This is a genomic window from Streptomyces sp. NPDC030798, from assembly GCF_055572275.1.
In genome coordinates this window covers 253404-276396 of record NZ_JBVIDR010000004.1, presented here as the reverse complement: position 1 = coordinate 276396, position 22993 = coordinate 253404, and the positions used below count along the sequence as shown (strand labels likewise).

Genomic DNA, 22993 nt, shown 5'->3' with positions numbered 1-22993 from the left:
CTGTACGGGTTACCGCAGTCAAGTCCTTGACGGAAATCGCTGTCACATCCGTGATACCGCGCCCGCCCCTCCGCGGCCACCTCCGGGCCACTTCGGAGTGGGTGACGGCGGGGCCCTTCCCGTGGGCCAGGGGGGTGCTGGAGGTAGCGGGGCGGGCTCCGGGGAATCGTTCATCCCCGGAAACCGTGACGGCAGCGGGGCGCGCCAGGGAGCGGGGGCGGACGGAGGCCGGCGCATCGTTCAGTTCCGAAAACCGGCAAAGGCGGGGGTGGGACCCACGGGAGGCCGCGGCGCGGGCACACGGTCCACCGATCGGCTGGACGGGATCGGAGCGGGCGGAGGCCGGCGCACCGTTCAGCCTCGAAAGCGGGGCGCTCCCCGGGGCAGGCACCGGCGGGCATGCGCCCTCGGCGGCATGTCGCACCCGGGCCGGAAGCCCGGGCGCGGGTCGGCGCCCCGGCTGTCGCACCTGTCGCGCTCCGGGAAGACGCGCCCGGCGTGCCGGGGGCGGACAGGGCGGCCGGAGGCCGGGCACCCCCGGGGCAGTGCGGCGGAGGCAGCCGGAGAGCGCGCAGCCGCAGAACGCCGAGGGCGCCGGGGCGGAGATTCCGGGCCGCCTGCACCGGGAAACGCACGGTCACGTCTCCCAGCGGCGCGGTTCGCCGGCACCAGGCCCCGCGGCGGGCTCGGGAACCGGGCGCGGGGGCGTGGTCGCCGGTGTCTGACGGCCCGGGTGCGCATCGCGAACGCGAATACGAGGGCCGGCATCGACGGCTCCCCCGGTGCCGCGGCTCCGGCCGATGCTCCCGGGCCTCAGCCGGACCCCGTCGCCCTCACTTCAGGGCACCCGCCGTCAGGCCCGCCACCACCTGGCGCTGGAAGACGATGTACGCCGCCAGGACCGGGAGCATCGCCATGACCAGGCCGGCGAAGAGGCCGGACCAGTCGCCCTTGTAGCCCTGGCTGACGGCCAGCTGGACCAGGCCCTGGGTGAGGACGCGTTTGTCGGGGTCGGTGTTGAGGACCGTGGGGAGCATGTACTGGTTCCACTGGCCCAGGAAGTTGAAGATGCCCACGCTGATCAGGCCCGGCTTGGCCATCGGCAGCATGATCTGGAAGAACGTACGGGTGTGCGAGGCTCCGTCCACGAACGCCGCCTCGGCCACCGACGTGGGCAGGGTGCGGAAGAACGCCGTGAGGAAGAACACCGTGAAGGGCAGCGAGTAGGCGATGTAGACCAGGATCAGGCCGTGGATCGTGTTGAGCAGGCCCATGTTGTTCACGACGTAGAAGAGCGGGACCAGCGCCAGCATGATCGGGAAGCTCATGCCGCCGATGAACAGGTAGTAGATGAAGCGGTTGCCCGGGAAGTCGAAGCGGGCGAGGACGTACGCGGCCATCGAGCCGAGGACCAGCGTGCCGATGAGCGAGCCCCCGACCACCAGCACGGTGTTCAGGAAGTAGTCGCTCATGTTGGCGTCGGTCCACGCCCGCGCCCAGTTGTCGAAGTGCAGTCTGTCCGGCAGCGACCAGGGTGAGCCGAAGATGGAGCCGTCGTCCTTGAAGGACGTCATCACCGCCCACAGCAGCGGCATGACCACCATGACCGCCCAGAGGACGAGGATGCCGTGGGAGAAGACGTTGAGGGCGGCGCCCTCCTTCTTCTTCGCGGCGGGCCGCACGGCCGGCGGCACCGCCACCTTCGACACGCTCGGGCCGGACTCGGCCGGCAGCGGGGCGGGGGTCTCGGTCGTCTTCATCGGTTCAGAACTCCAGCCGCTCGCGACGGCCCAGCCGCATCACGATCGCCGCGAACGCGAGCGTGACGACGAGCAGGGCGACGCCGATGGTGGTGGCGTAGGCGGCCTGACCGTCCCGGAACGCCTTCTGGTACACGTACAGGACCATCACGGTCGTCGAGTAGTCCGGCCCGCCCGGGCCGGTCGTCATGATCTGGACCACCGCGAAGGACTCCGCCCCCAGCGCGAGGATGCCCATGTAGACCCAGCCCGACTGCACGGTGTCCCACAGCAGCGGCAGGGTGATGCGGAAGAAGGTCGCGGCGCGGCTCGCGCCGTCCAGCAGCGCCGCCTCGTACAGTTCGGCCGGGATCGAGGCCATGCCCGCGGAGAACAGGACCACGAAGAACCCGACGGTGGACCAGACCAGCACCGCCATCACGCACCACAGCGCGAGGCTCGGGTCGCCCAGCCACAGCGGCTGCACGCTGTCGAGCCCGACACCGCGCAGCAGCGAGTTGATGGCACCGCTGTCCGGGTTGTACGCGAAGGCGAACAGCAGCGAGACGATCGCGATGGACAGCACCTGCGGGAAGAAGTAGACGATCTTGTAGAAGGACGAGCCCCGGACCCCGGAGATCGCGGGGCCGCCCCTTCTGCGCCGCCCGCCCACGTTGATCATGAAGGCGAAGAACAGCGCCATGCCGAGTGTCACCAGTGGCAGCACCAGGGCGAAGAGCAGGCTGTGCTGGAGCGACTTCCAGAAGATGTCGTCGTGGAACATCCTCGTGTAGTTGTCGAAGCCGACCATCTTGAATTCGGGGCTGAGGCCGGTCCAGTCCGTGAACGAGTAGTAGATGGACTGGATGAACGGCCACACCACGAAGAGCGCGTACAGTCCGAGGGGCAGTGCCAGAAACCCCACAATGAACCGGTACTTGCCGTGCTGCATCGCCACTCCGGTGCGTCAGAGGGTGCTGGTCACTGGTGCTTGTAGTGCTTGATCGAGGTGTCCTTGGCCGCCTCGTCGGCGAATCCCTGGATCTTCTTGATGGCCTCGGCCGGGGTGAGCCGGCCGGCCATCATCTCGCCGAGGCCGGCCACCCCGATCTTCTCCTTCTGCAGCTGCACATACCAGTCCTGAAGGCGCGGATTCACCACGTTGGACCCGGCCTTCTGCAGCGCGGCCACGCCCGACTTCAGACCGGGGGTGAGGGAGATGCCGGAGGTGCCGCCGTTGTAGGCGGTCAGCGACTTCACCTTGGCGGTGAAGTTCTTCGAGGACGCCTCGGAGAGCATGATGCGCAGCTGCTCCATGCCGCCCTCGGCGTTCGCCGCCTTGGCCGGCACGATGAAGGGCTCGCCGCCGGAGGCCCAGATGGTGCCGAAGGGCATCTTGTCGGAGGAGTCGATGCCGGTGGGCGCGGAGACCGCGAGGTCGAAGTCGGCCGGGATGACGTTGGCCGACTCGTTCTCCACCCAGGAGCCGTTCGGGATGAACAGCGCGTTGCCCTTGGCCCAGGCGGTCTGCGACTGGATGTGGTCCAGGCCCGGGGTGCCCTTGAGGATGTAGCCCTTCTTGTAGAGCTCGTAGTAGGCGTCGAAGCACGCCTTGACCGCCGGGTGCTTCCAGGCGTTCGGCTCCAGGTTGTCGATGGCGTCGAGCACCTCGCGGCCGCCGACCTTGCCGATCATCGGGTACAGCGAGAAGGGGATGTAGTACGGGTACTTGCCCGCGTACGTCCAGCCGGCCATGCCCTTCTTCTTGGCCTTCTCGCAGACCTTGAGCATCTCGTCCCAGGTCTCGGGGTACTTCTCGTCGAGCGAGTCCAGCGCCTTCTGCGAGTACCAGACGCCGTATACCGTGTAGGCGTAGTACAGGATCCACACGGGCTTGCCGTCGAACTGGCCCATCTCCACGATGCCGGGCCGCAGCGTGTCGCGGACCTTCTTGTTCGGGTCGTCGTACGACGGCGCGTCGAGCAGCGGGGTGAGGTCGGCGAGCTGGTTCTTGCCGACCAGCACGCCCATGTCCATCTGCTCGGCGCCGGAGTTGTCGATGAGGTCCGGCGGGTTGCCCTGGTTGAAGCGGGGCTGCAGGGTGGACTGGATCTTCTGGGTGGCGGAGAACTTCACCGTGGCCTTGGGGAAGTTCTTCTGGTAGATCTTCACCGCGTCCTGGGCGTACTCCTTGCCGAAGCCGCCGTCGAAGAGGACGAATTCCATCTTGGCGGTCTCGTTGACGCCGAGCGGGTTCTTGGCGGTCTTCTTGCCCGTCTTCGCCTTGTCCTGTCCGCCGCCGCCGCTGCTCGCGCAGGCGGACAGCAGGCCCATTCCGGGGGCGGCGACCAGGCCGAGCGCGGCGGAACGCTTGATCAGATCGCGGCGGCCGACATCTCGGCCACCGTGGTGCGCAGTGGATCCCATGCTCAAGTCCTCGCCTTCTCCAGGACTCAGGCGGTGAACCGGATCCTCCCCGGCACCGCGGGCGGGTCGTGCAGGGTCGTGCGGGAAACGCCGACAGGTATAGTCCACTTCCGGCCGACGGAGCAAGATCGAATGCAAGGTTCGCCATGGGTCTTTTCCGAGTTGAGACCTGCCGGAAATATGAGCGCCCGGTGAACGGCCCGCCGGAAAAATTCGCGACATAAGGCCCTGAATGCCACAGCCAACGCCCTTGACATCAACGGCCACTTGACCACTTACTGGTTCCTGCGCACCGAGATTGACAACGTTGTCCACAGCGGTCGCAGGAGGGGAATCCGTAGATGCAGCGGAGAACTCGGCACAGACTCGGTCCGGCGGTCGTCCTCACGGCCGCCTTTGTCATGGCCGCCGGCGCGCAGGGAGCGGCGGTCGCCCTGCCGCACCGGGCACCGGCGGCCGGCCAGGAGTTCGCCACCTCGTTCGAGCCGGGTGAACCGGCACCCGACTGGCTCAACACCGTCGACACGGCGGCCGACGGAGGCAAGCGCGCCTCGGGCGTGGACGGCGGTTACAGCACCGGAATTCCGGGCAATGTCGACGACCATGTGACCGAGGTCCGGGCCAGCGGGGAGAACACGGGCGCGGGCGAGGTGAAGGAGAACCTCGTCGACGGCGAGCCGGGCACCAAGTGGCTCACCTTCCAGCCCACCGGCTGGGCCGAGTTCGACCTGGACCGGCCCGTCAAGCTGGTGACGTACGCGCTGACCTCGGCCAACGACTACGACGAGCGCGACCCGAGGGACTGGACCCTGCAGGGTTCGACGGACGGCAAGGACTGGAAGACCGTCGACACCCGCACGGACGAGTCCTTCTCCGAGCGGTTCCAGACGAAGTCGTACGACCTCGCCCAGCCGGCCGAGTACCAGCACTTCCGGCTCGAGGTGACGCGGAACAACGGCGCCGCGGGCATCCTGCAACTCGCCGACGTTCAGTTCTCCACCGGCGGCGGGGGCGGCCCGGTGCCGCAGGACATGCTGACCCTGGTCGACCGGGGCCCGAACGGGTCGCCGACCGCGAAGGCGCGCGCCGGTTTCACCGGACAGCGGGCCCTGCGCTACGCCGGCCGGCACACCGCGGGCGGCCGGGCGTACTCGTACAACAAGGTCTTCGACGTCGACGTGCGGGTCGGCCGCGACACCCAGCTGGCCTACCGCATCTTCCCCTCGATGGCCGACGGCGACCGCGACTACGACGCCACCAACGTCTCCCTCGACCTGGCCTTCACCGACGGCACCTACCTCAGCGACCTGGGCGCGAGCGACCAGCACGGCTTCCCGCTCTCCCCGCGCGGGCAGGGCGCGGCGAAGGTGCTGTACGTCAACCAGTGGAACGACGTGGCCTCGCGGATCGGTTCGGTGGCCGCCGGGAAGACGGTCGACCGGATCCTGGTGGCGTACGACTCGCCGCGCGGACCCGCGAAGTTCCGGGGCTGGATAGACGACGTGAGCCTGCGGCCGGTGGCACCCGAGAAGCCCAGGGCCCACCTGTCGGACTACGCGCTGACGACGCGCGGCACCAACTCCAGCGGCAGCTTCTCGCGCGGCAACGACTTCCCGGCGACCGCGCTCCCCCACGGGTTCAACTTCTGGACGCCGGTGACCAACGCGTCGTCGCTGAGCTGGCTGTACGAGTACGCACGTGCGAACAACGACGACAACCTGCCCACGATCCAGGCGTTCAGCGCCAGCCACGAGCCGAGCCCCTGGATGGGTGACCGGCAGACCTTCCAGGTGATGCCGTCGGCCGCGCCGGGCACCCCGGACACCGGCCGGGAGGCGCGCGAGCTGGCCTTCCGGCATGAGCACGAGACCGCGCGGCCGTACTACTACGGCGTCCGCTTCGAGAACGGCCTGAAGGCGGAGATAGCCCCGACCGACCACGCGGCGGCCCTGCGCTTCACCTACCCGGGTGCGGACGCCAGTGTGCTGTTCGACAACGTGACCGAGCAGGCAGGCCTGACCCTGGACCGGGAGCACGGCGTCGTCACCGGCTACTCGGACGTGAAGTCCGGCCTGTCCACGGGCGCCACCCGCCTCTTCGTCTACGGCGTGTTCGACAAGCCGGTGACGGGCGGCGCGGCCGACGGCGTCAAGGGCTGGCTCCGCTTCGACGCGGGCGAGGACCGCACGGTCACCCTGCGCCTGGCCACCTCGCTCATCAGCGTCGACCAGGCCAGGGACAACCTGCGCCAGGAGATCCCGGACGGCACCTCCTTCGGCACCGTCGAGGCGCGCGCCCAGCGCACCTGGGACGGGTTGCTCGGCAAGGTGGAGGTGGAGGGCGCGACCCCGGACCAGCTCACCACGCTGTACTCCAGCATGTACCGGCTGTACCTGTACCCGAACTCAGGATTCGAGCGGGCCGGCGGCAAGGACCGGTACGCCTCGCCCTTCTCCCCCATGCCGGGCCCGGACACCCCCACCCACACCGGCGCGAAGATCGTCGACGGGAAGGTCTACGTCAACAACGGTTTCTGGGACACCTACCGGACCACCTGGCCGGCGTACTCCTTGCTGACGCCCTCTCAGGCGGGCGAGATGGTCGACGGGTTCGTCCAGCAGTACAAGGACGGCGGCTGGACCTCGCGCTGGTCCTCCCCCGGGTACGCCGATCTGATGACCGGCACCTCCTCGGACGTGGCGTTCGCGGACGCGTATGTGAAGGGCGTGAAGTTCGACGCGAAGGCGGCGTACGACGCGGCCGTGAAGAACGCGACCGTCGTCCCGCCGATGCCCGGCGTGGGCCGCAAGGGCATGAGCACCTCGCCCTTCCTCGGCTACACCAGCACCGACACGCACGAGGGCCTGTCCTGGGCGATGGAGGGCTACGTCAACGACTACGGCATCGCCAGGATGGGCGAGGCGCTGTACCGGAGGACCGGCGAGAAGCGCTACCAGGAGGAGTCGGCGTACTTCCTCAACCGCGCCCGGGACTACGTCGACCTCTTCGACGCCGGGGCGGGCTTCTTCCAGGGCCGGGACGCGCAGGGCAAGTGGCGCGTCGACTCCGCCGCGTACGACCCGCGTGTGTGGGGCTACGACTACACGGAGACCAACGGCTGGGGCTACGCCTTCACCGCCCCCCAGGACAGCCGGGGCCTGGCCAACCTGTACGGCGGCCGGCAGGGACTCGCCGACAAGCTCGACGAGTACTTCGCCACCCCCGAGACGGCCTCCCCCGACTACGTCGGCTCCTACGGCGGTGTCATCCACGAGATGACCGAGGCCCGGGACGTCCGGATGGGCATGTACGGCCACTCCAACCAGGTCGCGCACCACGTCATCTACATGTACGACGCGGCCGCCGAGCCCTGGAAGGCGCAGGCCCACGTCCGTGAGGTGCTCTCCCGTCTGTACACGGGCAGCGAGATCGGGCAGGGCTACCACGGCGACGAGGACAACGGCGAGCAGTCCGCCTGGTACCTCTTCTCCGCGCTCGGCTTCTACCCGCTGGTCATGGGCAGCGGCGAGTACGCCATCGGCTCCCCGCTGTTCACCAAGGCGACCGTGCACCTGGAGAACGGCCGCTCGCTGGTCGTCAAGGCCCCCCGCAACAGCGCGCGGAACGTCTACGTCCAGGGCGTGAAGGTCAACGGCCGCCCCTGGACCTCCACGGCCCTCCCCCACTCGCTGCTGGCCAAGGGCGGGCTGCTGGAGTTCGCCATGGGGCCCAGGCCCTCGACCTGGGGTACGGGCAAGCACGCGGCGCCGGTCTCCGTCACCCAGGACGACAAGGTGCCCACCCCGCGCGCGGACGTCCTGCGGGGCGAGGGCCCCCTGTTCGACAACACCTCGGCGACGAGCGCCACCGTCACCCGGGTGACCCTGCCGGTCGGCCGCCCGGTGCGGCCCGTCCAGTACACCCTGACCTCACCGGACGACCGCACGAAGGCACCGACCGGCTGGACGCTGCAGGGCTCCACCGACGGCACCACCTGGAAGACCCTCGACCACCGCACCGCGGAATCGTTCCGTTGGGATCTGCAGACCCGGGCGTTCACCATCGCCGCACCGGGCACGTACGCCAGGTACCGCCTGGTCCTCGACGGCAGGTCGACCCTGGCGGAGGTGGAGCTGCTGGCCTGACCCACCCGGCACAGGCCGGGGGCGGGTCCTCGCGGGCCCGCCCCCGGCGTTTCCCGGCCTCAGTCGAGCGTGCGTTCCACTGCCGCTTCCAGCTCCGCCACCCGGCGCGGCGCGTCGATGGCGCGGACCAGCTCCAGCGCCTCGCCGTAGGCCTCGCGGGCGAGGGCGGGCCGGCCGGCGTGCAGATGGACGTCTCCGAGGACGGTCAGCATGGTGGCGAGCGCCGCCTGGTCGCCGCGTTCCCGGTGGAACACGATCGCCGGGGTCACGGTCTGCTCGGCGTCGGCATGGCGGCCCATCTGGTCGTACGCGAGCGCCAGATGCCACTGGCACCAGGCGATCTCGAGCTCGTTGCCGCGTCGCCGGCTCTCCGCCAGAGCCTCCTCCAGCACCTGGGCCGCGTCCTGCGGGCGGTCCATCTGCCGGTACGCGTCCCCGATGTGCGCGGCGAGCCAGATCTCGGCCGCCGTGTCGCCGCGTCGCCGGTTGATGACCTGGGCCTCGGCGTAGCGGTGCAGGGCGTCCTGCGGGCGGTCCAGATCGCACTGGAGGTCTCCGAAGTGCGCCAGGATCCAGGCCTCCTTCTCCTGGTTGCCGGCGCCGCGTGCGATCTCCAGGGCCCGCTCGTACAGAGCGGTGGTCTCCTGCCGCCGGCCCAGGATGCGCCGCGCCTCCGCGAGATGGATGAGGGACCCCAGTTCGGCGGGCTCGTCGTGCAGGCGGCGGGCCGCCCGCACCGCCATGGCCTTGACCGCCTCCATCTCCTCCCAGTGGCTGCGGTGGAAGAGCAGGCCGTAGAGCGATTCGGCCAGCCGGACCAGCAGGTCCCACTCCTCGCGGTCGTAGGCCTGCCGCACGGCCGCCTGGACGTTGAGGTGCTCCGCACTGAACCAGTCGATCGCCTCCTGCGGCGGCATCTCGTGCGCCCCCGGCCTGCTCATCCAGGCGCCCAGCAGGTCCGCGTACCAGCCGAGGGAGCGCCGGACCGCCTGGCGCCGCTCGGCCTCCGGTTCGGTGCGCTCGGCGTGCTCCCTGGCGTACAGCCGGAGCAGGTCGTGCAGCCGGTAGCGGCCGCCGGTGAGGGCCACGACCTCGACGAGCTGCCGGTCCGCGAGTTCGCCGAGCAGCCGTTCGGCCTCCTCCGCGTCGAGGCCCGCGCAGCTCGCGGCCAGTTCGGGCACGAAGTCGGCACCGGGGAGCAGGCCGAGGTGCCGGAACAGGCGCCGGGTGTCCTCCCGGAGCGTGCGGTAACTGATCTCGAAGGAGCTGCGTACTCCCGCGTCCTCCCCGTCCAGTTGCCCCTCCAGTCGCGAGATGCGCTGCCGTTCGTCCGCCAACAACGTAGCGTGCTCGCTCAGCGGCCTGGGCCGGGCGAGGACATTGCCCGCGGCGATCCGGATGGCTAGGGGCAGGCCCGCCATGAGGGCGACGATGCGGTGCGCGGCGTCCGGTTCCCGGGCGACCCGTTCGGCGCCGACGATCCGCTGGAACAGCCGCAGCCCCTCCACCAGGGGCAGCGGCTCGACCGGCAACCGCTCCGCCCCTGTGATCGAGGGGAGTGCGGAGCGGCTGGTGAGGAGCGCGGCGCTGCCCGGTGACGCGGGGAGCAGCGGCACGATCCGGGCCACGTCGGCCACGTTGTCCAGCACGAGCAGGCTGGGGCCCTTCTCGAGCTGTCGCTGCAGTTCGGCGCGGCGCGAGGGGCTGTCGGGCGGCAGTCGGTCGCCCTTGAGGCCGAAGGCCTGCAGGACCTGGATCATGGCGGCGTCGGTGGACACGTCGAACTGCCCGCCGCCGAGGTCCACCTGGATGCGAGCGTGCCGGAACGCGGGGGCCAGACGATGGGCGATCTGGGTGGCGAGCTGGGTCTTTCCGACGCCGGCCATGCCGTGCAGGACCACCACCGGGGCGCTGTCCGCCAGCCGGTCGGTGAGCAGGACGGCCGCCCTGGCCATCGCCCGTTCCCGGTCGGTGAAGTCCGACACCGCGCGGTTCAGGGTGGTGTGACGGCTCGCCGGGCGTGCGGTGCTCGTCCCGGCATGCGGCAGGGCGACCCAGGTGCCCGGCTCGAGGTCCCGCCACCACGGCGTGTCCCGCAGCAGTTCCCTCAGTGCCGTCACCGGTGCCACGGTCAGGGCCGACGCTCCCTCGGGGAGGTGGTGCTCGGTGACGACGCCCACGGCCAGCGCACCGAGCTCGGGGTCCTCGGCGAACACCACCGCTCCGGACATGCCCTGCCACGGCGAGGCGCTGCCCGCGCGCGGTCCCGGGAACTGCGGCGCCGAACTCGTCTGCAGCGCCAGCAGTCCCCGCCGGACATGGGAGCCGGGTGGGATGACGCCGTGGATCTGCACGCTGTCGCGCAGGGGCACGTCGGCGTCGTCCACCACGTGTTCGTTCCATCCCGGATAGCCGATCGCCCAGCAGTTCTCCACCCGTCTGGTCTGGCCGCGGTCGATCCGGGCGAACCGCACGGCGGGCATGTCGTCGAGGGTGGGGTCGGCGTCCACCTGGAGCAGGGCGATGTCGTCGTCCCCGTCCGCGACGAGCACCTGGGCCTTGAGCCGGCTGCCGTCCGAGCGCCGCACGGTGACGAGGTCGTCGGCGAGGTCGCCGGTGAGGACGTTGTGCGCGGCGGTGAGCACCAGCCGGCCACCCACCAGGTAGCCGGAGCCGACGCTCCAGGTGCCGACGGCACGTCTGCGCAGCACTTCGACCGCGCGATCGAGCGGGCTGATCACGACGGGTGTCCCGGGCGGGCCGCGTCAGGGCTGGACGAGGGAGTCGCGCGTCACCTTGACCGGCCGTCCGGTGCGGTCCGTGGGCGCCTCCAGGGTGAGCAGGATCCGCTGGATCTCCTCCCGGCGGTACCCGGCGTCGCCGCCGAGTTCCACCACCCAGAACTTGGCCCGGCCGGTGCCGGACGCCTCCCGGGTGATGCCGACGTTCACCTCCAGCTGCACCTGGCCCACGGTGAAGCCGAAGTCCGCTGCCGCGCCGGCGCCGACGGCCTCGGCGAGTTCCTCCCGCAGCGCGGCGATGGTGTCGGCGAGCCCAAGGTTTCCCACTGCGGTTCTCCCCCCGGTTTCCGCGTCCCCCGGACGCGTCTGCGAGGCGAGTATGCCCCGCAGCGGGGGACGGGAAAGCGGGAATGGCCAGAACTCTCCCAGGCCCTGTGCAACGGTGTGCAACCGTGCGATTCTGGCCAGTTGGGCGGCCGGCTGCTCAGTCGCCGGCCAGGGCGAAGACGTGCAGGTCGGGGTTGCGGGGAAGGCGGACGGACGTGATGGTGCGGCCGGCCGGTGCCGTGACGGGGCGGGTGGCGAACACGTAGGTGGCGACCGGGTCCTGGCCGGCGCCGGCGACGTTGCGGTACGCGGTCCTGGCGACGACCTCGTTGCCGTACTGGACGGTGCCGCCCCCGCCGCCGACGGTCCAGTCGGTGAAGGAGAGGTCGACGGTGCCGGTGGTGCCGTCGGAGTAGGTGACGGTGGCCTCGGTCCGCTGGTTGCCGTTGACCGCGCTGCCGACGAAGGAGAGCCGGGTGGCCGGTGCCGCCAGGTCGATCGTCCGGCCGGTGCCGGAGGCGTTGTCCGGGCGGCCCGCGGGCGAGGCGGGCCAGGTGAAGGTGAGGCCGTCGACCGTGCCCCGGCTGCCCGGGGTCAGGCCGGCGGCGGCGAGGGCCTGGCGGGAGTAGCTCCAGCCGCCGCCGTCGTAGTCGGCCTCGTCGTGGTCGCCCCGGTCGTCGGAGATGCCGGTGTTGTCGTAGGCGGCGAGCAGGGTGCCGGGGGCCGCGACGGTCAGGGTGACCGGCTGCTCGTAGGAGGTGTCGCCGGAGGTCACCGTGACCGTGACGTCGTAGAAGCCCTGGGGGGTGTCCTTGCCCGGCGTCAGGCTGATCCGCCGGGAGCCGTCCGTGACCGTGCCCTCGGCGGGGGTGGCCGTGACGCCCGCGGGGGTCCGGACCTGGAAGCGCACCTCGGGACCGGTGCCGCCGCTCAGCGCCAGGGCGCGGACGGCGACCGTGGTGCTGTCGCCGGGGGCGACGGTGGCGGCGGTGGGACCGACGCCGATCTGGTACGGCTGCTCGCCCTGCCGGAAGGAGGGCGGCGGGGAGTCCGCGCCCCAGGTGCGGTCGGGGGTGGTGGAGAGGGTGAGGTCGAGGCGGCCCCCGTCGCGGACGAAGGAGGCGGGCAGCCAGGGGCGGGCGGAGGTGCGGCCGTCGAGCTTCAGGGAGTGGATGTACGGGGCGTCGGGCGCCGCTCCCCGCGCGTGGAGGGAGATGTCGTTGCCGTGCGGGCGGCTGATCTCCACACGCTCGAACAAGGGTGAGGCCAGGACGAGTTCGGCGCGCGAGGGAACCTGCGGGTACATGCCGAGGGCGGAGAAGACGTACCAGGACGACATCGCGCCGAGGTCGTCGTTGCCGGGGATTCCTCCGGGCTCGGTCGACCACAGCGTGCGCATGGCCGCGCGGACGGTCTCCTGGGTCTTGTACGGGGCGCCCGCGTAGTCGTACAGGTAGGGCACGTTGATCGACGGCTCGTTGTCCAGCTCGGACTTGGTGCCGCCGCTGCCGGTGAAGGCCCAGCCGCCGTCCGCGTCGTGGAAGAAGGCGTCGAGGCGGGCGAGGGCCTTGTCCCGGCCGCCCATCGCCGCGAAGAGTCCCGCCGGGTCGTGCGGGACCATCCAGGTGTACTGCGCCGCCGTGCCCTCCACGAAGCCGGTGCCGGTGCCGGGGGTGAAGCCGGTGGCCCAGCTGCCGTCGGCCTTGCGGTCGGCGATGTAGCCACCGCCCGGGTCGGCCGCGATGTCGAAGGCGTTCTGCCACCACTGCGCGCGCCGGGCGAAGGCCGACGCCGTTTCCTTCTCCCCCGCCGCCGTGGCCAGTTGGGAGAGGGCGAAGTCCGCCGTGGACATCTCCAGGGTCTCGGCGGCCCCGCCCCAGGCGTTGGACACACTCGGCATGTAGTGCAGCTTCAGGTACTTGTCGAGCGAAGGGCGCTGGCCCACCGAGAGCACCGGCTTGCCGGCCGCCGACAGGTCCTGCCGCGTCGGTACGGTGGCCGCCTCGACCAGGGAGCGCAGCGCGCCCCTGAGGTCGAAACCGGTGCCGCCGAAGGCGTGGATGCCGGCCAGGGCGGTCGCCGAGGGGTCGCCGTTCATCACGTGGGTGCCGCTCGCGCCGTGCAGCCAGCGGTCCCAGACGCCGCCGTTCTGCCGGGCGAGCGCGTAGAGGGACTGGGCGATGTCGGAGCCGGTGCGCGGGTCGAGGAGGGTGAGCAGCTGGACCTGGTCGCGGTAGACGTCCCAGCCGGAGAAGGTGCCGTACTGGGCGCGGTGGCCGTGGCCGACCCGGTGCACCCGGCCGTCGCTGCCCCGGTAGCGGCCGTCGGCGTCGCTGATGACGTTGGGGTGCAGCAGGGCGTGGTAGAGGGCGGTGTAGAAGGTGGTGCGGTCGGGGTCCGTGCCGCCGCCGACCCGGACCGCGCCCAGTCGGTCGCGCCAGGCGCGGCGGGCCGCGTCCAGGACGGCGTCGAAGGACCGCTTCGGCGGGTTCTCCGCCCGGAGGTTGGCCTCGGCGGCCGCCCGGCTGACGTAGGAGATGCCGACCTTGACGTTCACCGGGCCGCTGCCCGGTGCGAACTCGACGTACCCGCCGGCGCCCTTGCCCGCGACGGGCCGCCCACCGTGGGAGAAACCGCCGGTGCCGCCGGTGGCGCTCGTGGAGCCGGGGTCCAGCCTGTCGTCCTGCCAGGTGCCGGCGGCCTTGAAGGCGCGGTCGAAGCGGGCGGTGAAGTACAGGGTGTAGTAGGAGCGTTGGCCCTCGGGGTCGAGGTAGCCGCAGAAGTTGCCGGAGGTGACCGAGCCGGAGACGGTGCGGGTCTTCGGGTCGATCGTGACCTTGGAGTCCGCCGAGCCGACCTCGGAGTTGGCGGTGCGGATCAGCAGCGATGCCGGGGTGTCCGCCGGGTAGGTGAGGCGGGCCGAGCCCGTGCGGGCGGTCGCGGTGAGGTCGGCGGTGACGCCGGAGGCGAGGCCCACCCGGTAGTGGCCGGGCTCGGCGGTCTCGTCGGCGTGGCGGAAGTCGGAGGCGTAGACGGCGTCCTTGGTGTCGCTCGCCGGCGAGGAGGTGACCGTGCCGGCGTAGGGGAAGAACGGGATATCGCCGCTGCCGCCCGCGCAGCCCGTGCCGGACATGTGGGTCAGGCTGAAGCCGCGGATGCGGGTGGCGTCGTACTGGTAGCCGCCGGGCGCGGCCGTTCTCGTGGCGTCGCCGCGCGTGTTCTCCGGGCTCCAGGAGAGCATGCCGAACGGTACGACGGCACCGGGGAAGACGTTGCCGCCGTTCCGGGTGCCGATCAGCGGATCGACGTACGGCGTCGGGTCCTTGACGAGTCCGGGGGGCGCGGCGGTCGCCGCGAGGGCGGGGGTGGCACCGCCGGCCGCGAGCACCGCGGCCAGCAGCAGGGACGTGGGACGGAAACGCATGACGCGGCCCTTCCTCCTGAGCGGACGGGTCGCGCACCACAGGTCGCACAAGCCGCTGGGACAGTAACGTGCGCCACCGCCGGCACGGAAGACCGCGTACGCCCCGCGGGGTGCGCGCCGGGTTCACCCGGTCGGGCTACCTCAAGTGGGTTGACGGGGCTGTCGGTTGAGGCGGTACAGTCATGTACAGACCATTCGACAACGTTGTCGCACTCAGGTCGCTCCACAAGCCGGCACCACCCGGGCAGGGCGTCACCCCCCTCACCTGCCCGGCTCGCGGACCCGGTGCCCAAGGCCACCGGGTCCGCCCAGAGCGGTTCAACCGACCTGACAGGCAAGGCCGGTGGGGCTGTCGTCGCCCGACCCCCGGACGACATGGCCGAAGGTCGTGCTCTGGCCCGGGCTCAACGAGCCGTTCCAGTCGGCGTTGTGGACCATCACGTCCTGCCCGGTGTAGGTGGCGTTGCCGTTCCACAGGTCGGCCACCGACTGTCCGGCGGGCAGCGTCCAGTCGACCATCCAGCCGAGCATCGGCACGTCACCGGTGTTGGTCACGGTCACCTCGGACTGGTGGCCGCCGGGCCAGGTGCCGGTCGTCCTCCGGGTGGCGGTGCAGGCGCCGGGCGGGGGCTCGGTGGGGTTGCCGGGTTCGTGGACGCCGGTCACCTCCCCGTTGCCGCCGTCGAAGATCACGTCGGAGCAGGAGTAGAAGGTCTCCGGGCTGTCCGGGCGCTGCCACACCATGTAGATGATGTGCCGCCCCGTCTTGTCCGAGGGCAGCTTGCCGGTCCAGGAGTAGTGGGCCTCGACCGTGCCCGGGGTGCCGTTCAGCGGCGGGTGGTCGGCGGTGAGGAACGGCTGGTCCTCCATCTCGTCCCAGGTCAGCGGCTTGGTCGGGTCGTAGCCGTCCCTGGTCACGTAGAGGTGGAACGAGCCGGGGTGCGCGGCCCAGGCGTTGTAGGAGAAGTCCATGGCGGCGCCCGCCGTCAGATGGGTCACCGGCCAGTCGTCGCGGGCCAGGTCGAAGCCCGTGAAGTCGGGGTTGCCACCGCTGCACAACCGGCCGTCCGGCACGAAGCCGCGGGTGCGGCCGGCGCCGTCCGAGCGGAGCACCGAGAACCAGTTGTAGAACGGCGTGGTGCCGCCGGTCTGCTGGGCCGCCCTGCAGGCCGGGTTCACGGGCTTGATCTCTCCGGTTCCGGTGAGCGCGTCCTGCCGGCACAGGAAGGTGCGGCTGCCCGGCTCATGGGGGTGCCGTGGGCGGAGGCCGGGGTGCTCGTGGCGAGGATCAGGCCGAGGGCGGGGAGGGCGGTCAGCAGGGCCAGGAGGGTGAGGAAGAGGGCTCTGCGGCGGGTGCGGTGCGGTAATCGCGGGCGGCGCGGCCGGTCCGACGCGCGCCGAATAGACGTGAACATGACAGGTTCACCTCCGGGTTCCGTCGTGCGGGAAGGCCGTACGAGATGTGGTGCGAGAGGTGGTGCGGAACGGTCACGCAGCGGGGTCGCACGGAGATGCGGTGCGACGACGGGCGGGGTGGGAGCGATCCGTGCGACCCAGGCGGGTTCCGGTCCACCGAGGCCGCGCACGCTGCCATGGGAGCGCTCCCACCCCTCATCCGTGAAGCTAGCGCGCCGAGCGCGCGCTGTAAACGCTCACCGCCAGTGCTGTGACAGAAGGGTTCGGGCCATAGCCACCCGGGAAAACACAGTGCTAGAAATGTCGCATGTCGGACCCAATCGCCCGATTCGGGCGCATCTCCTGGCGGTCCGTGATCGGCAGGAGTCGGCGCAGCCTCGCGGGACAGGTCTTCCTGCTCCAGCTTGCCCTGGTGGCACTGCTCGTGGTCTGCGCCGTCATCGCCCTCGTCATGCAGTCGGAACGCGACACCAGCACGGAGGCCAAGCGGCGGTCCATAGCCGTCGCGCAGACCTTCGCGCACTCCCCCGGTGTCGTGCAGGCGCTGCACACCCGCGATCCCTCCAAGGTGCTCCAGCCGCTCACGGAGGCGGGGCGCAGGTCGGCGGGCGTCGACTTCATCGTCGTCATGGACACCCACGGCATCCGCTACACCCACCCCATGCCGAGCAAGATCGGCAAGCGGTTCGTGGGCACCATCGGCCCCTCGCTGGCCGGGCGCGTCTACACCGAGAGCGTCCACGGCCCGCTCGGGCACGAGGTGCAGGCGACCGTGCCGATCGACGATGCCCACGGGCATGTGGTCGCTCTCGTCTCCGCGGGGCTGAAGGTGAAGAGCGTGACGAGCCAGATGGACCGGCAGCTGCCGCTCATCCTGGTCGCCGGGGCGGTCGCGCTCGCGGTCTCGACGGGCGTGACGGTCATGGTGGGCCGCTGGCTGCGGCGGCAGACGCACAGCCTGGCCCCGGACGAGATGACCCGCATGTACCAGCACCACGACACGGTGCTGCACTCGGTGCGTGAGGGCGTGCTCATCGTCGGGGGCGACGGGCGGCTGCGGCTCGCCAACGACGAGGCCAGGCGCCTGCTGGAGCTGCCCCTGGAGGCCGAGGGGCGCCCGGTGCGGGAGCTGTCGGGCCTCGACGCCGACATGGTGGAGCTGCTGGCCTCCGGGCGTACGGCCACCGACGAGGTCCACTTCGCCGGGGGACGGCTCCTGGCGGTGAACCAGCGGCCCACGGAGCGTGTGGGGTGCCGGGGCACCGTGATGACGCTGCGGGACTCCACCGAGCTGCAGGCGGTGTCCGGCAGGGCGGAGGTCGCGCGGGAGCGGCTGGAGCTGCTGTACGACGCCGGGCTCGGCATCGGCACCACCCTGGACGTGGTCCGCACCGCCGACGAGCTGGCGCGGGTGGCCGTGCCGCGCTTCGCCGACTTCGTCACCGTCGACCTGGCCGACGCCGTGCTGCAGGGCGAGGAGCCGGCGCCCACGGCGGCGGACCTGCGGCGGGTCGCGGTGGGCGGCATCCGTGACGACCATCCGCTGTACGAGAAGGGCCGGCTGATCGACTTCCTGCCCTCGACCCCGCAGGCCCGCGGCTACGGCGGTCGGTCCGAGGTGGTCACCGACCTGGCCACCGCCGACGGCTGGCTGGTGCAGGACCCCGAGCGGACCCGGCAGATCCTGGACTACGGCATCCACTCGCTGATCTCCGCCCCGATCCAGGCCCGTGGTGTCGTGCTGGGCGTGGCCAACTTCTACCGGTCCAAACGGGAGCCCTTCGACGTGGAGGAGCTGTCGCTGGCGGAGGAGCTGGTGGCCCGGGCCGCGGTCAGCATCGACAACGCCCGCCGGTACACCCGCGAGCACGCCCTGGCGGTCACGCTGCAGCGCAGCCTGCTGCCGCGGGCGCTGCCCGAGCAGAGCGCCCTGGACGTCGGCTACCGCTATCTGCCCGCGCACTCGGGGGTGAGCGGCGACTGGTTCGACGTGATCCCGCTGCCGGGCAGCCGGGTGGCGCTGGTCGTCGGCGACGTGGTCGGCCACGGGCTGCACGCGGCGGCGACGATGGGGCGGCTGCGCACCGCGGTGCACAACTTCGCCACGCTGGATCTGCCGCCCGACGAGCTGCTCTGCCATCTGGACGACCTGGTCGGACGCATCGACCAGGACGAGGCGTGCGTGGAGGCGGCCGCGGAGATCGCCGGCGCCACCTGCCTGTACGCGATCTACGACCCGGTGACGCGCCGCTGTGTCATGGCGCGGGCCGGTCATCTGGCGCCGGCTCTGGTGCGGCCGGACGGCAGCGCCGAGTTCATCGACCTGCCGGCGGGGCCGCCGCTGGGGCTCGGCGGGATGCCGTTCCAGACGGCCGAGGTGGAGCTGGCCGAGGGCAGCCAGCTGGTGCTGTACACCGACGGCCTCGTCGAGGACCGCCGGCGTGACCTGGACGTGGGCATGGAGCTGCTGCGCCGGGCGCTGGCCGGGCATCCCGGGCGGGCGCCGGAGGACAGCTGCCGGGCGGTGCTGGAGGAGCTGCTGCCCGAGCGGCCCAAGGACGACGTCGCCCTGCTCGTCGCCCGCACCCGGGCGCTGCCGCCCGACCGGGTCGCCGACTGGGACGTGCCGCGCGACCCGGCCGCGGTGTCGAAGATGCGCCTCGCCGTCTCCGGGCAGCTGGAGGAGTGGGGGCTGGCGGAGCTGGGCTTCGGCATGGAGCTGGTGCTGAGCGAGCTGATCACCAACGCCATTCGCTACGGCTGCGACCCGGTGCATGTGCGGCTGATCCACGACCGGACGCTGATCTGCGAGGTGGCCGACGGCAGCAGCACCTCACCGCATCTGCGGTACGCCGCGACGACGGACGAGGGCGGGCGCGGTCTGTTCCTGGTCTCCCACCTGTCCGAACGCTGGGGCACCCGGTACACCCCCCAGGGGAAGGTGATCTGGGCGGAACTGGCCCTGCCCGACCTCGCCGAGCTGTCGGGGCTGATGGAGCCGCCCGGGATCGATGGCCGGGAGCTCGACGGTGAGGTCCCTTCGGCCCGGGGCGCCGGCGACGTCGAGGGTGCGAGGTGATCCGGCCTGAAGCGGTCCTGCCGGACCGGGCGGAGCTGTCGGGCCCCGGGGAGCCGCCCGAGGCCCGAGGGCGCCGTGCAGGCGGCTGACGTCCCTCACGGTGCCCCCCCCGACGCTGCGGGGGCGGCGGCACGACCGGGCCGGTCCGGGTGATGGCCGCGAGCCCGACGGTGAAGGCCGATCGGCCCGGGGCGCCGGCGACGACGAGGGTGCGAGGTGATCCGGCCTGAATCGGCCCTGCCGGACCGGGCGGAGCTGTCGGGCCCCGAGGAGCCGCACGAGGCCCGAGGGCGCCGTGCAGGCGGCTGACGTCCCTCACGGTGCCCCCTGACGCTGCGGGGGCGACCGCGGCACGCCCGGGCCGGCCCGGGTGGTGGCCGCGAGCCCGACGGTGAAGCCGATCGGCCCGGGGCGCCGGTGACGTCGAGGGTGCGAGGTGATCCGGCCTGAAGCGGTCCTGCCGGACCGGGCGGAGCTGTCGGGCCCCGGGGAGCCGCCCGAGGCCCGAGGGCGCCGTGCGGGCGGCTGACGTCCCTCACGGTGCCCCCTGACGCTGCGGGGGCGACCGCGGCACGCCCGGGCCGGTCCGGGTGGTGCCGGGAGGGCGACGGTGAGGTCCGTTCGGCCCGGGTGCCGGCGACGTCGAGGGTGCCGCCGTGGGCCCGGGTGATCGCGGCGGCGACCGCCGGGCCGAGGCCGGAGCCGGGCGTGGAGCCGGAGGTGCGGGAGCGGGAGGGATCGGCTCGGGTGAAGCGGTCGACGACCCGTATGACCGGGGCGGAACGGGCGAAGGGCCGCACCCCCGGCACCGGGGATGCGGCCCTCGACGGCTCTGCCGTGCCGTACCGCCTACTTGCGGATCAGGCTGCGCAGCACGTACTGCATGATGCCGCCGTTGCGGTAGTAGTCGGCCTCACCGGGGGTGTCGATGCGGACGACCGCGTCGAACTCGACACCGGTGTCGGTGGTGACCTTGACCGTGCGCGGCGTGGTGCCGTCGTTCAGCTCGGTGACGCCGGAGATGGAGAAGGTCTCCTCGCCCGTCAGACCGAGGGACTCGGCCGTCCGGCCCTCCGGGAACTGCAGCGGCAGCACACCCATGCCGATGAGGTTCGAGCGGTGGATGCGCTCGTACGACTCGGCGATGACGGCCTTGACGCCGAGGAGCGCGGTGCCCTTGGCGGCCCAGTCGCGGGACGAGCCGGAGCCGTACTCCTTGCCGGCCAGGACGACCAGCGGGATGCCGGCGGCCTGGTAGTTCTGCGAGGCGTCGTAGATGAAGGAGACCGGGCCGCCCTCCTGCGTGAAGTCACGCGTGTAGCCGCCCTCGGTGCCCGGCGCGATCTGGTTGCGCAGGCGGATGTTGGCGAACGTACCGCGGATCATGACCTCGTGGTTGCCACGGCGGGAGCCGTAGGAGTTGAAGTCACGACGCTCCACACCGTGCTCGGTGAGGTACTTGCCGGCCGGGGTGTCGGCCTTGATGGCACCGGCCGGGGAGATGTGGTCGGTGGTGACCGAGTCGCCGAGCTTGGCGAGGACGCGGGCGCCGGAGATGTCCTGGACCGGCTCCGGGTCCATGCCCATGCCCTCGAAGTACGGGGGCTTGCGGACGTAGGTGGACTCCGGGTCCCACTCGAAGGTGTTGCCGGTCGGGACCGGGAGGGACTGCCACTGGGCGTCGCCGGCGAAGACGTCGCTGTAGGACTTGGCGAACATGTCCTCGCCGATGGCGGCGGCGACGACGTCGTTGACCTCGGCCTCGGACGGCCAGATGTCCTTCAGGTACACCGGGTTGCCGTCCTGGTCGGTGCCCAGGGCGTCACGGGTGATGTCCACCTTCATGGAGCCCGCGATGGCGTAGGCGACGACCAGCGGCGGGGACGCCAGGTAGTTCATCTTGACGTCGGGGTTGATGCGGCCCTCGAAGTTCCGGTTGCCGGAGAGGACCGAGGTGACCGCGAGGTCGTGGTCGTTGACCGCCTGGGAGACCTCCTCCGGCAGCGGGCCGGAGTTGCCGATGCAGGTGGTGCAGCCGTAGCCGACGAGGTTGAAGCCCAGCTTGTCCAGGTACGGGGTCAGACCGGCCTTCTCGAAGTAGTCGGTGACGACCTTCGAGCCCGGGGCCAGGGTGGACTTGACCCACGGCTTGCGGGTCAGGCCCTTCTCGACCGCCTTCTTGGCGACCAGGGCGGCGCCGATCATGACGTACGGGTTGGAGGTGTTGGTGCAGGAGGTGATGGCCGCGACCGTCACCGCACCGTGGTCCAGCTCGTAGGTGGTGCCGTCGGGGGCGGTGACCTGGACCGGGTTGGACGGTACGGCGCCGGTGCCCTGGCCGTGCTGCGGGGCGCCGGCACCGTTCTCCTCGTGGCCGTAGGCCGGGGCGTCGGAGGCCGGGAAGGACTCGGCGCTGGCCTCGTCGACCACGGAGGAGGCGGCGGCAGGCGTCTGCGCGACGGGCGCCTCGACGTAGTTGAGGACGTCCTTGGCGAACTGCTGGGCGGCCTCGGCGAGGACGATGCGGTCCTGCGGGCGCTTCGGGCCGGCGATGGACGGCACGACCGTGGACAGGTCCAGCTCGAGCTTCTCGGAGAAGTCCGGCTCGGCCTTCGGGTCCAGCCACAGGCCCTGCTGCTTGGCGTAGGCCTCGACGAGGGCGACCTGCTGGTCGGAGCGGCCGGTCAGGCGCAGGTAGTTCAGGGTCTCGTCGTCGATCGGGAAGATCGCGGCGGTGGAGCCGAACTCGGGCGACATGTTGCCGATGGTGGCGCGGTTGGCGAGGCTCGTCGCGGCCACGCCCTCGCCGTAGAACTCGACGAACTTGCCGACGACGCCGTGCTTGCGGAGCATCTCGGTGATGGTGAGCACGAGGTCGGTGGCGGTGGTGCCGGTGGGCAGCTCGCCGGTCAGCTTGAAGCCGACGACGCGCGGGATGAGCATGGAGACCGGCTGGCCGAGCATCGCGGCCTCGGCCTCGATGCCGCCGACGCCCCAGCCGAGGACGCCGAGGCCGTTGACCATGGTGGTGTGCGAGTCGGTGCCGACCAGGGTGTCGGGGTAGGCCTTGCCGTCGCGGACCATGACGACGCGGGCCAGGTGCTCGATGTTGACCTGGTGGACGATGCCGGTGCCGGGGGGTACGACCTTGAACTCGTCGAAGGCGGTCTGGCCCCAGCGCAGGAACTGGTAGCGCTCCTTGTTGCGGCCGTACTCCAGCTCGACGTTCTGCTTGAAGGCGTCGTTGGTGCCGAACTTGTCGGCGATGACGGAGTGGTCGATGACCAGCTCGGCCGGCGCCAGCGGGTTGATCTTGGCCGGGTCGCCGCCGAGCTCCTTCACGGCCTCACGCATCGTGGCGAGGTCCACGACGCAGGGGACGCCGGTGAAGTCCTGCATGATCACGCGGGCCGGCGTGAACTGGATCTCCTGGCTGGGCTGGGCCTGGGAGTCCCAGCCGCCGAGGGCGCGGATGTGGTCGGCGGTGATGTTCGCGCCGTCCTCCGTGCGGAGCAGGTTCTCCAGCAGGACCTTGAGGCTGTACGGCAGGCGGGCCGAGCCCTCCACCTTGTCCAGCCGGAAGATCTCGTACGACTCGTCGCCCACCTGCAGCGTGCTGCGGGCGTCGAAGCTGTTCGCCGACACGACAGTCTCCTTCATTGATGTGCGCGTACCACCGTCAATCGTGCCGCCAC

General features: G+C 71.3%; 9 protein-coding genes and 1 pseudogene. 2 read left to right on the top strand and 8 right to left on the bottom strand.

What is annotated here, in order from left to right; translation table 11 throughout:
- Positions 1-833 precede the first annotated feature (833 nt).
- The 3 genes from ACZ404_RS11860 to ngcE are packed head-to-tail and all read right to left on the bottom strand — an operon-like array spanning position 834 to position 4166.
- Positions 834-1760, bottom strand: a complete 927-nt coding sequence (locus tag ACZ404_RS11860; RefSeq protein ID WP_468438592.1) for a carbohydrate ABC transporter permease — start codon at positions 1758-1760, stop codon at positions 834-836.
- 4 nt (positions 1761-1764) lie between these two features.
- Positions 1765-2691: a carbohydrate ABC transporter permease gene (locus tag ACZ404_RS11855; protein WP_468438590.1), complete on the bottom strand. Its 927-nt coding sequence runs from the start codon at positions 2689-2691 to the stop codon at positions 1765-1767.
- 29 nt (positions 2692-2720) lie between these two features.
- Positions 2721-4166, bottom strand: a complete 1446-nt coding sequence (ngcE, locus tag ACZ404_RS11850; protein ID WP_468438588.1) for an N-acetylglucosamine/diacetylchitobiose ABC transporter substrate-binding protein — start codon at positions 4164-4166, stop codon at positions 2721-2723.
- Positions 4167-4507: 341 nt separating this feature from the next.
- Here ngcE and ACZ404_RS11845 point away from each other — a divergent pair, with 341 nt between their 5' ends.
- On the top strand, positions 4508-8311 hold the full coding sequence (locus ACZ404_RS11845) for a GH92 family glycosyl hydrolase (RefSeq protein WP_468438586.1): 3804 nt from the start codon (positions 4508-4510) through the stop codon (positions 8309-8311).
- Positions 8312-8370: 59 nt separating this feature from the next.
- Here ACZ404_RS11845 and ACZ404_RS11840 read toward each other — a convergent pair whose 3' ends face one another.
- The 4 genes and pseudogenes from ACZ404_RS11840 to ACZ404_RS11825 form a co-directional block, all read right to left on the bottom strand.
- Positions 8371-11052 (bottom strand): tetratricopeptide repeat protein, encoded by a 2682-nt coding sequence (locus ACZ404_RS11840; protein ID WP_468438584.1) that lies wholly within the window; start codon positions 11050-11052, stop codon positions 8371-8373.
- Positions 11053-11076: 24 nt separating this feature from the next.
- On the bottom strand, positions 11077-11379 hold the full coding sequence (locus ACZ404_RS11835; RefSeq protein ID WP_468438582.1) for a trypco2 family protein: 303 nt from the start codon (positions 11377-11379) through the stop codon (positions 11077-11079).
- A 157-nt stretch (positions 11380-11536) separates the two neighbouring features.
- Positions 11537-14803: a GH92 family glycosyl hydrolase gene (locus ACZ404_RS11830; RefSeq protein ID WP_468438580.1), complete on the bottom strand. Its 3267-nt coding sequence runs from the start codon at positions 14801-14803 to the stop codon at positions 11537-11539.
- A 318-nt stretch (positions 14804-15121) separates the two neighbouring features.
- A pseudogene (locus tag ACZ404_RS11825) lies at positions 15122-16218 on the bottom strand (lytic polysaccharide monooxygenase auxiliary activity family 9 protein).
- A 308-nt stretch (positions 16219-16526) separates the two neighbouring features.
- On the opposite strand from ACZ404_RS11825, the gene ACZ404_RS11820 reads away from it, so the two are divergent.
- The gene (locus ACZ404_RS11820; RefSeq protein WP_468438578.1) at positions 16527-19298 is read left to right on the top strand and encodes a SpoIIE family protein phosphatase; all 2772 of its coding nucleotides are present in this window, start codon (positions 16527-16529) and stop codon (positions 19296-19298) included.
- Between the two features lie 849 nt (positions 19299-20147).
- On the opposite strand, the gene ACZ404_RS11815 is transcribed toward ACZ404_RS11820, so the two are convergent.
- Positions 20148-22943, bottom strand: a complete 2796-nt coding sequence (locus ACZ404_RS11815; RefSeq protein WP_468438576.1) for an aconitate hydratase — start codon at positions 22941-22943, stop codon at positions 20148-20150.
- Positions 22944-22993: the final 50 nt, after the last annotated feature.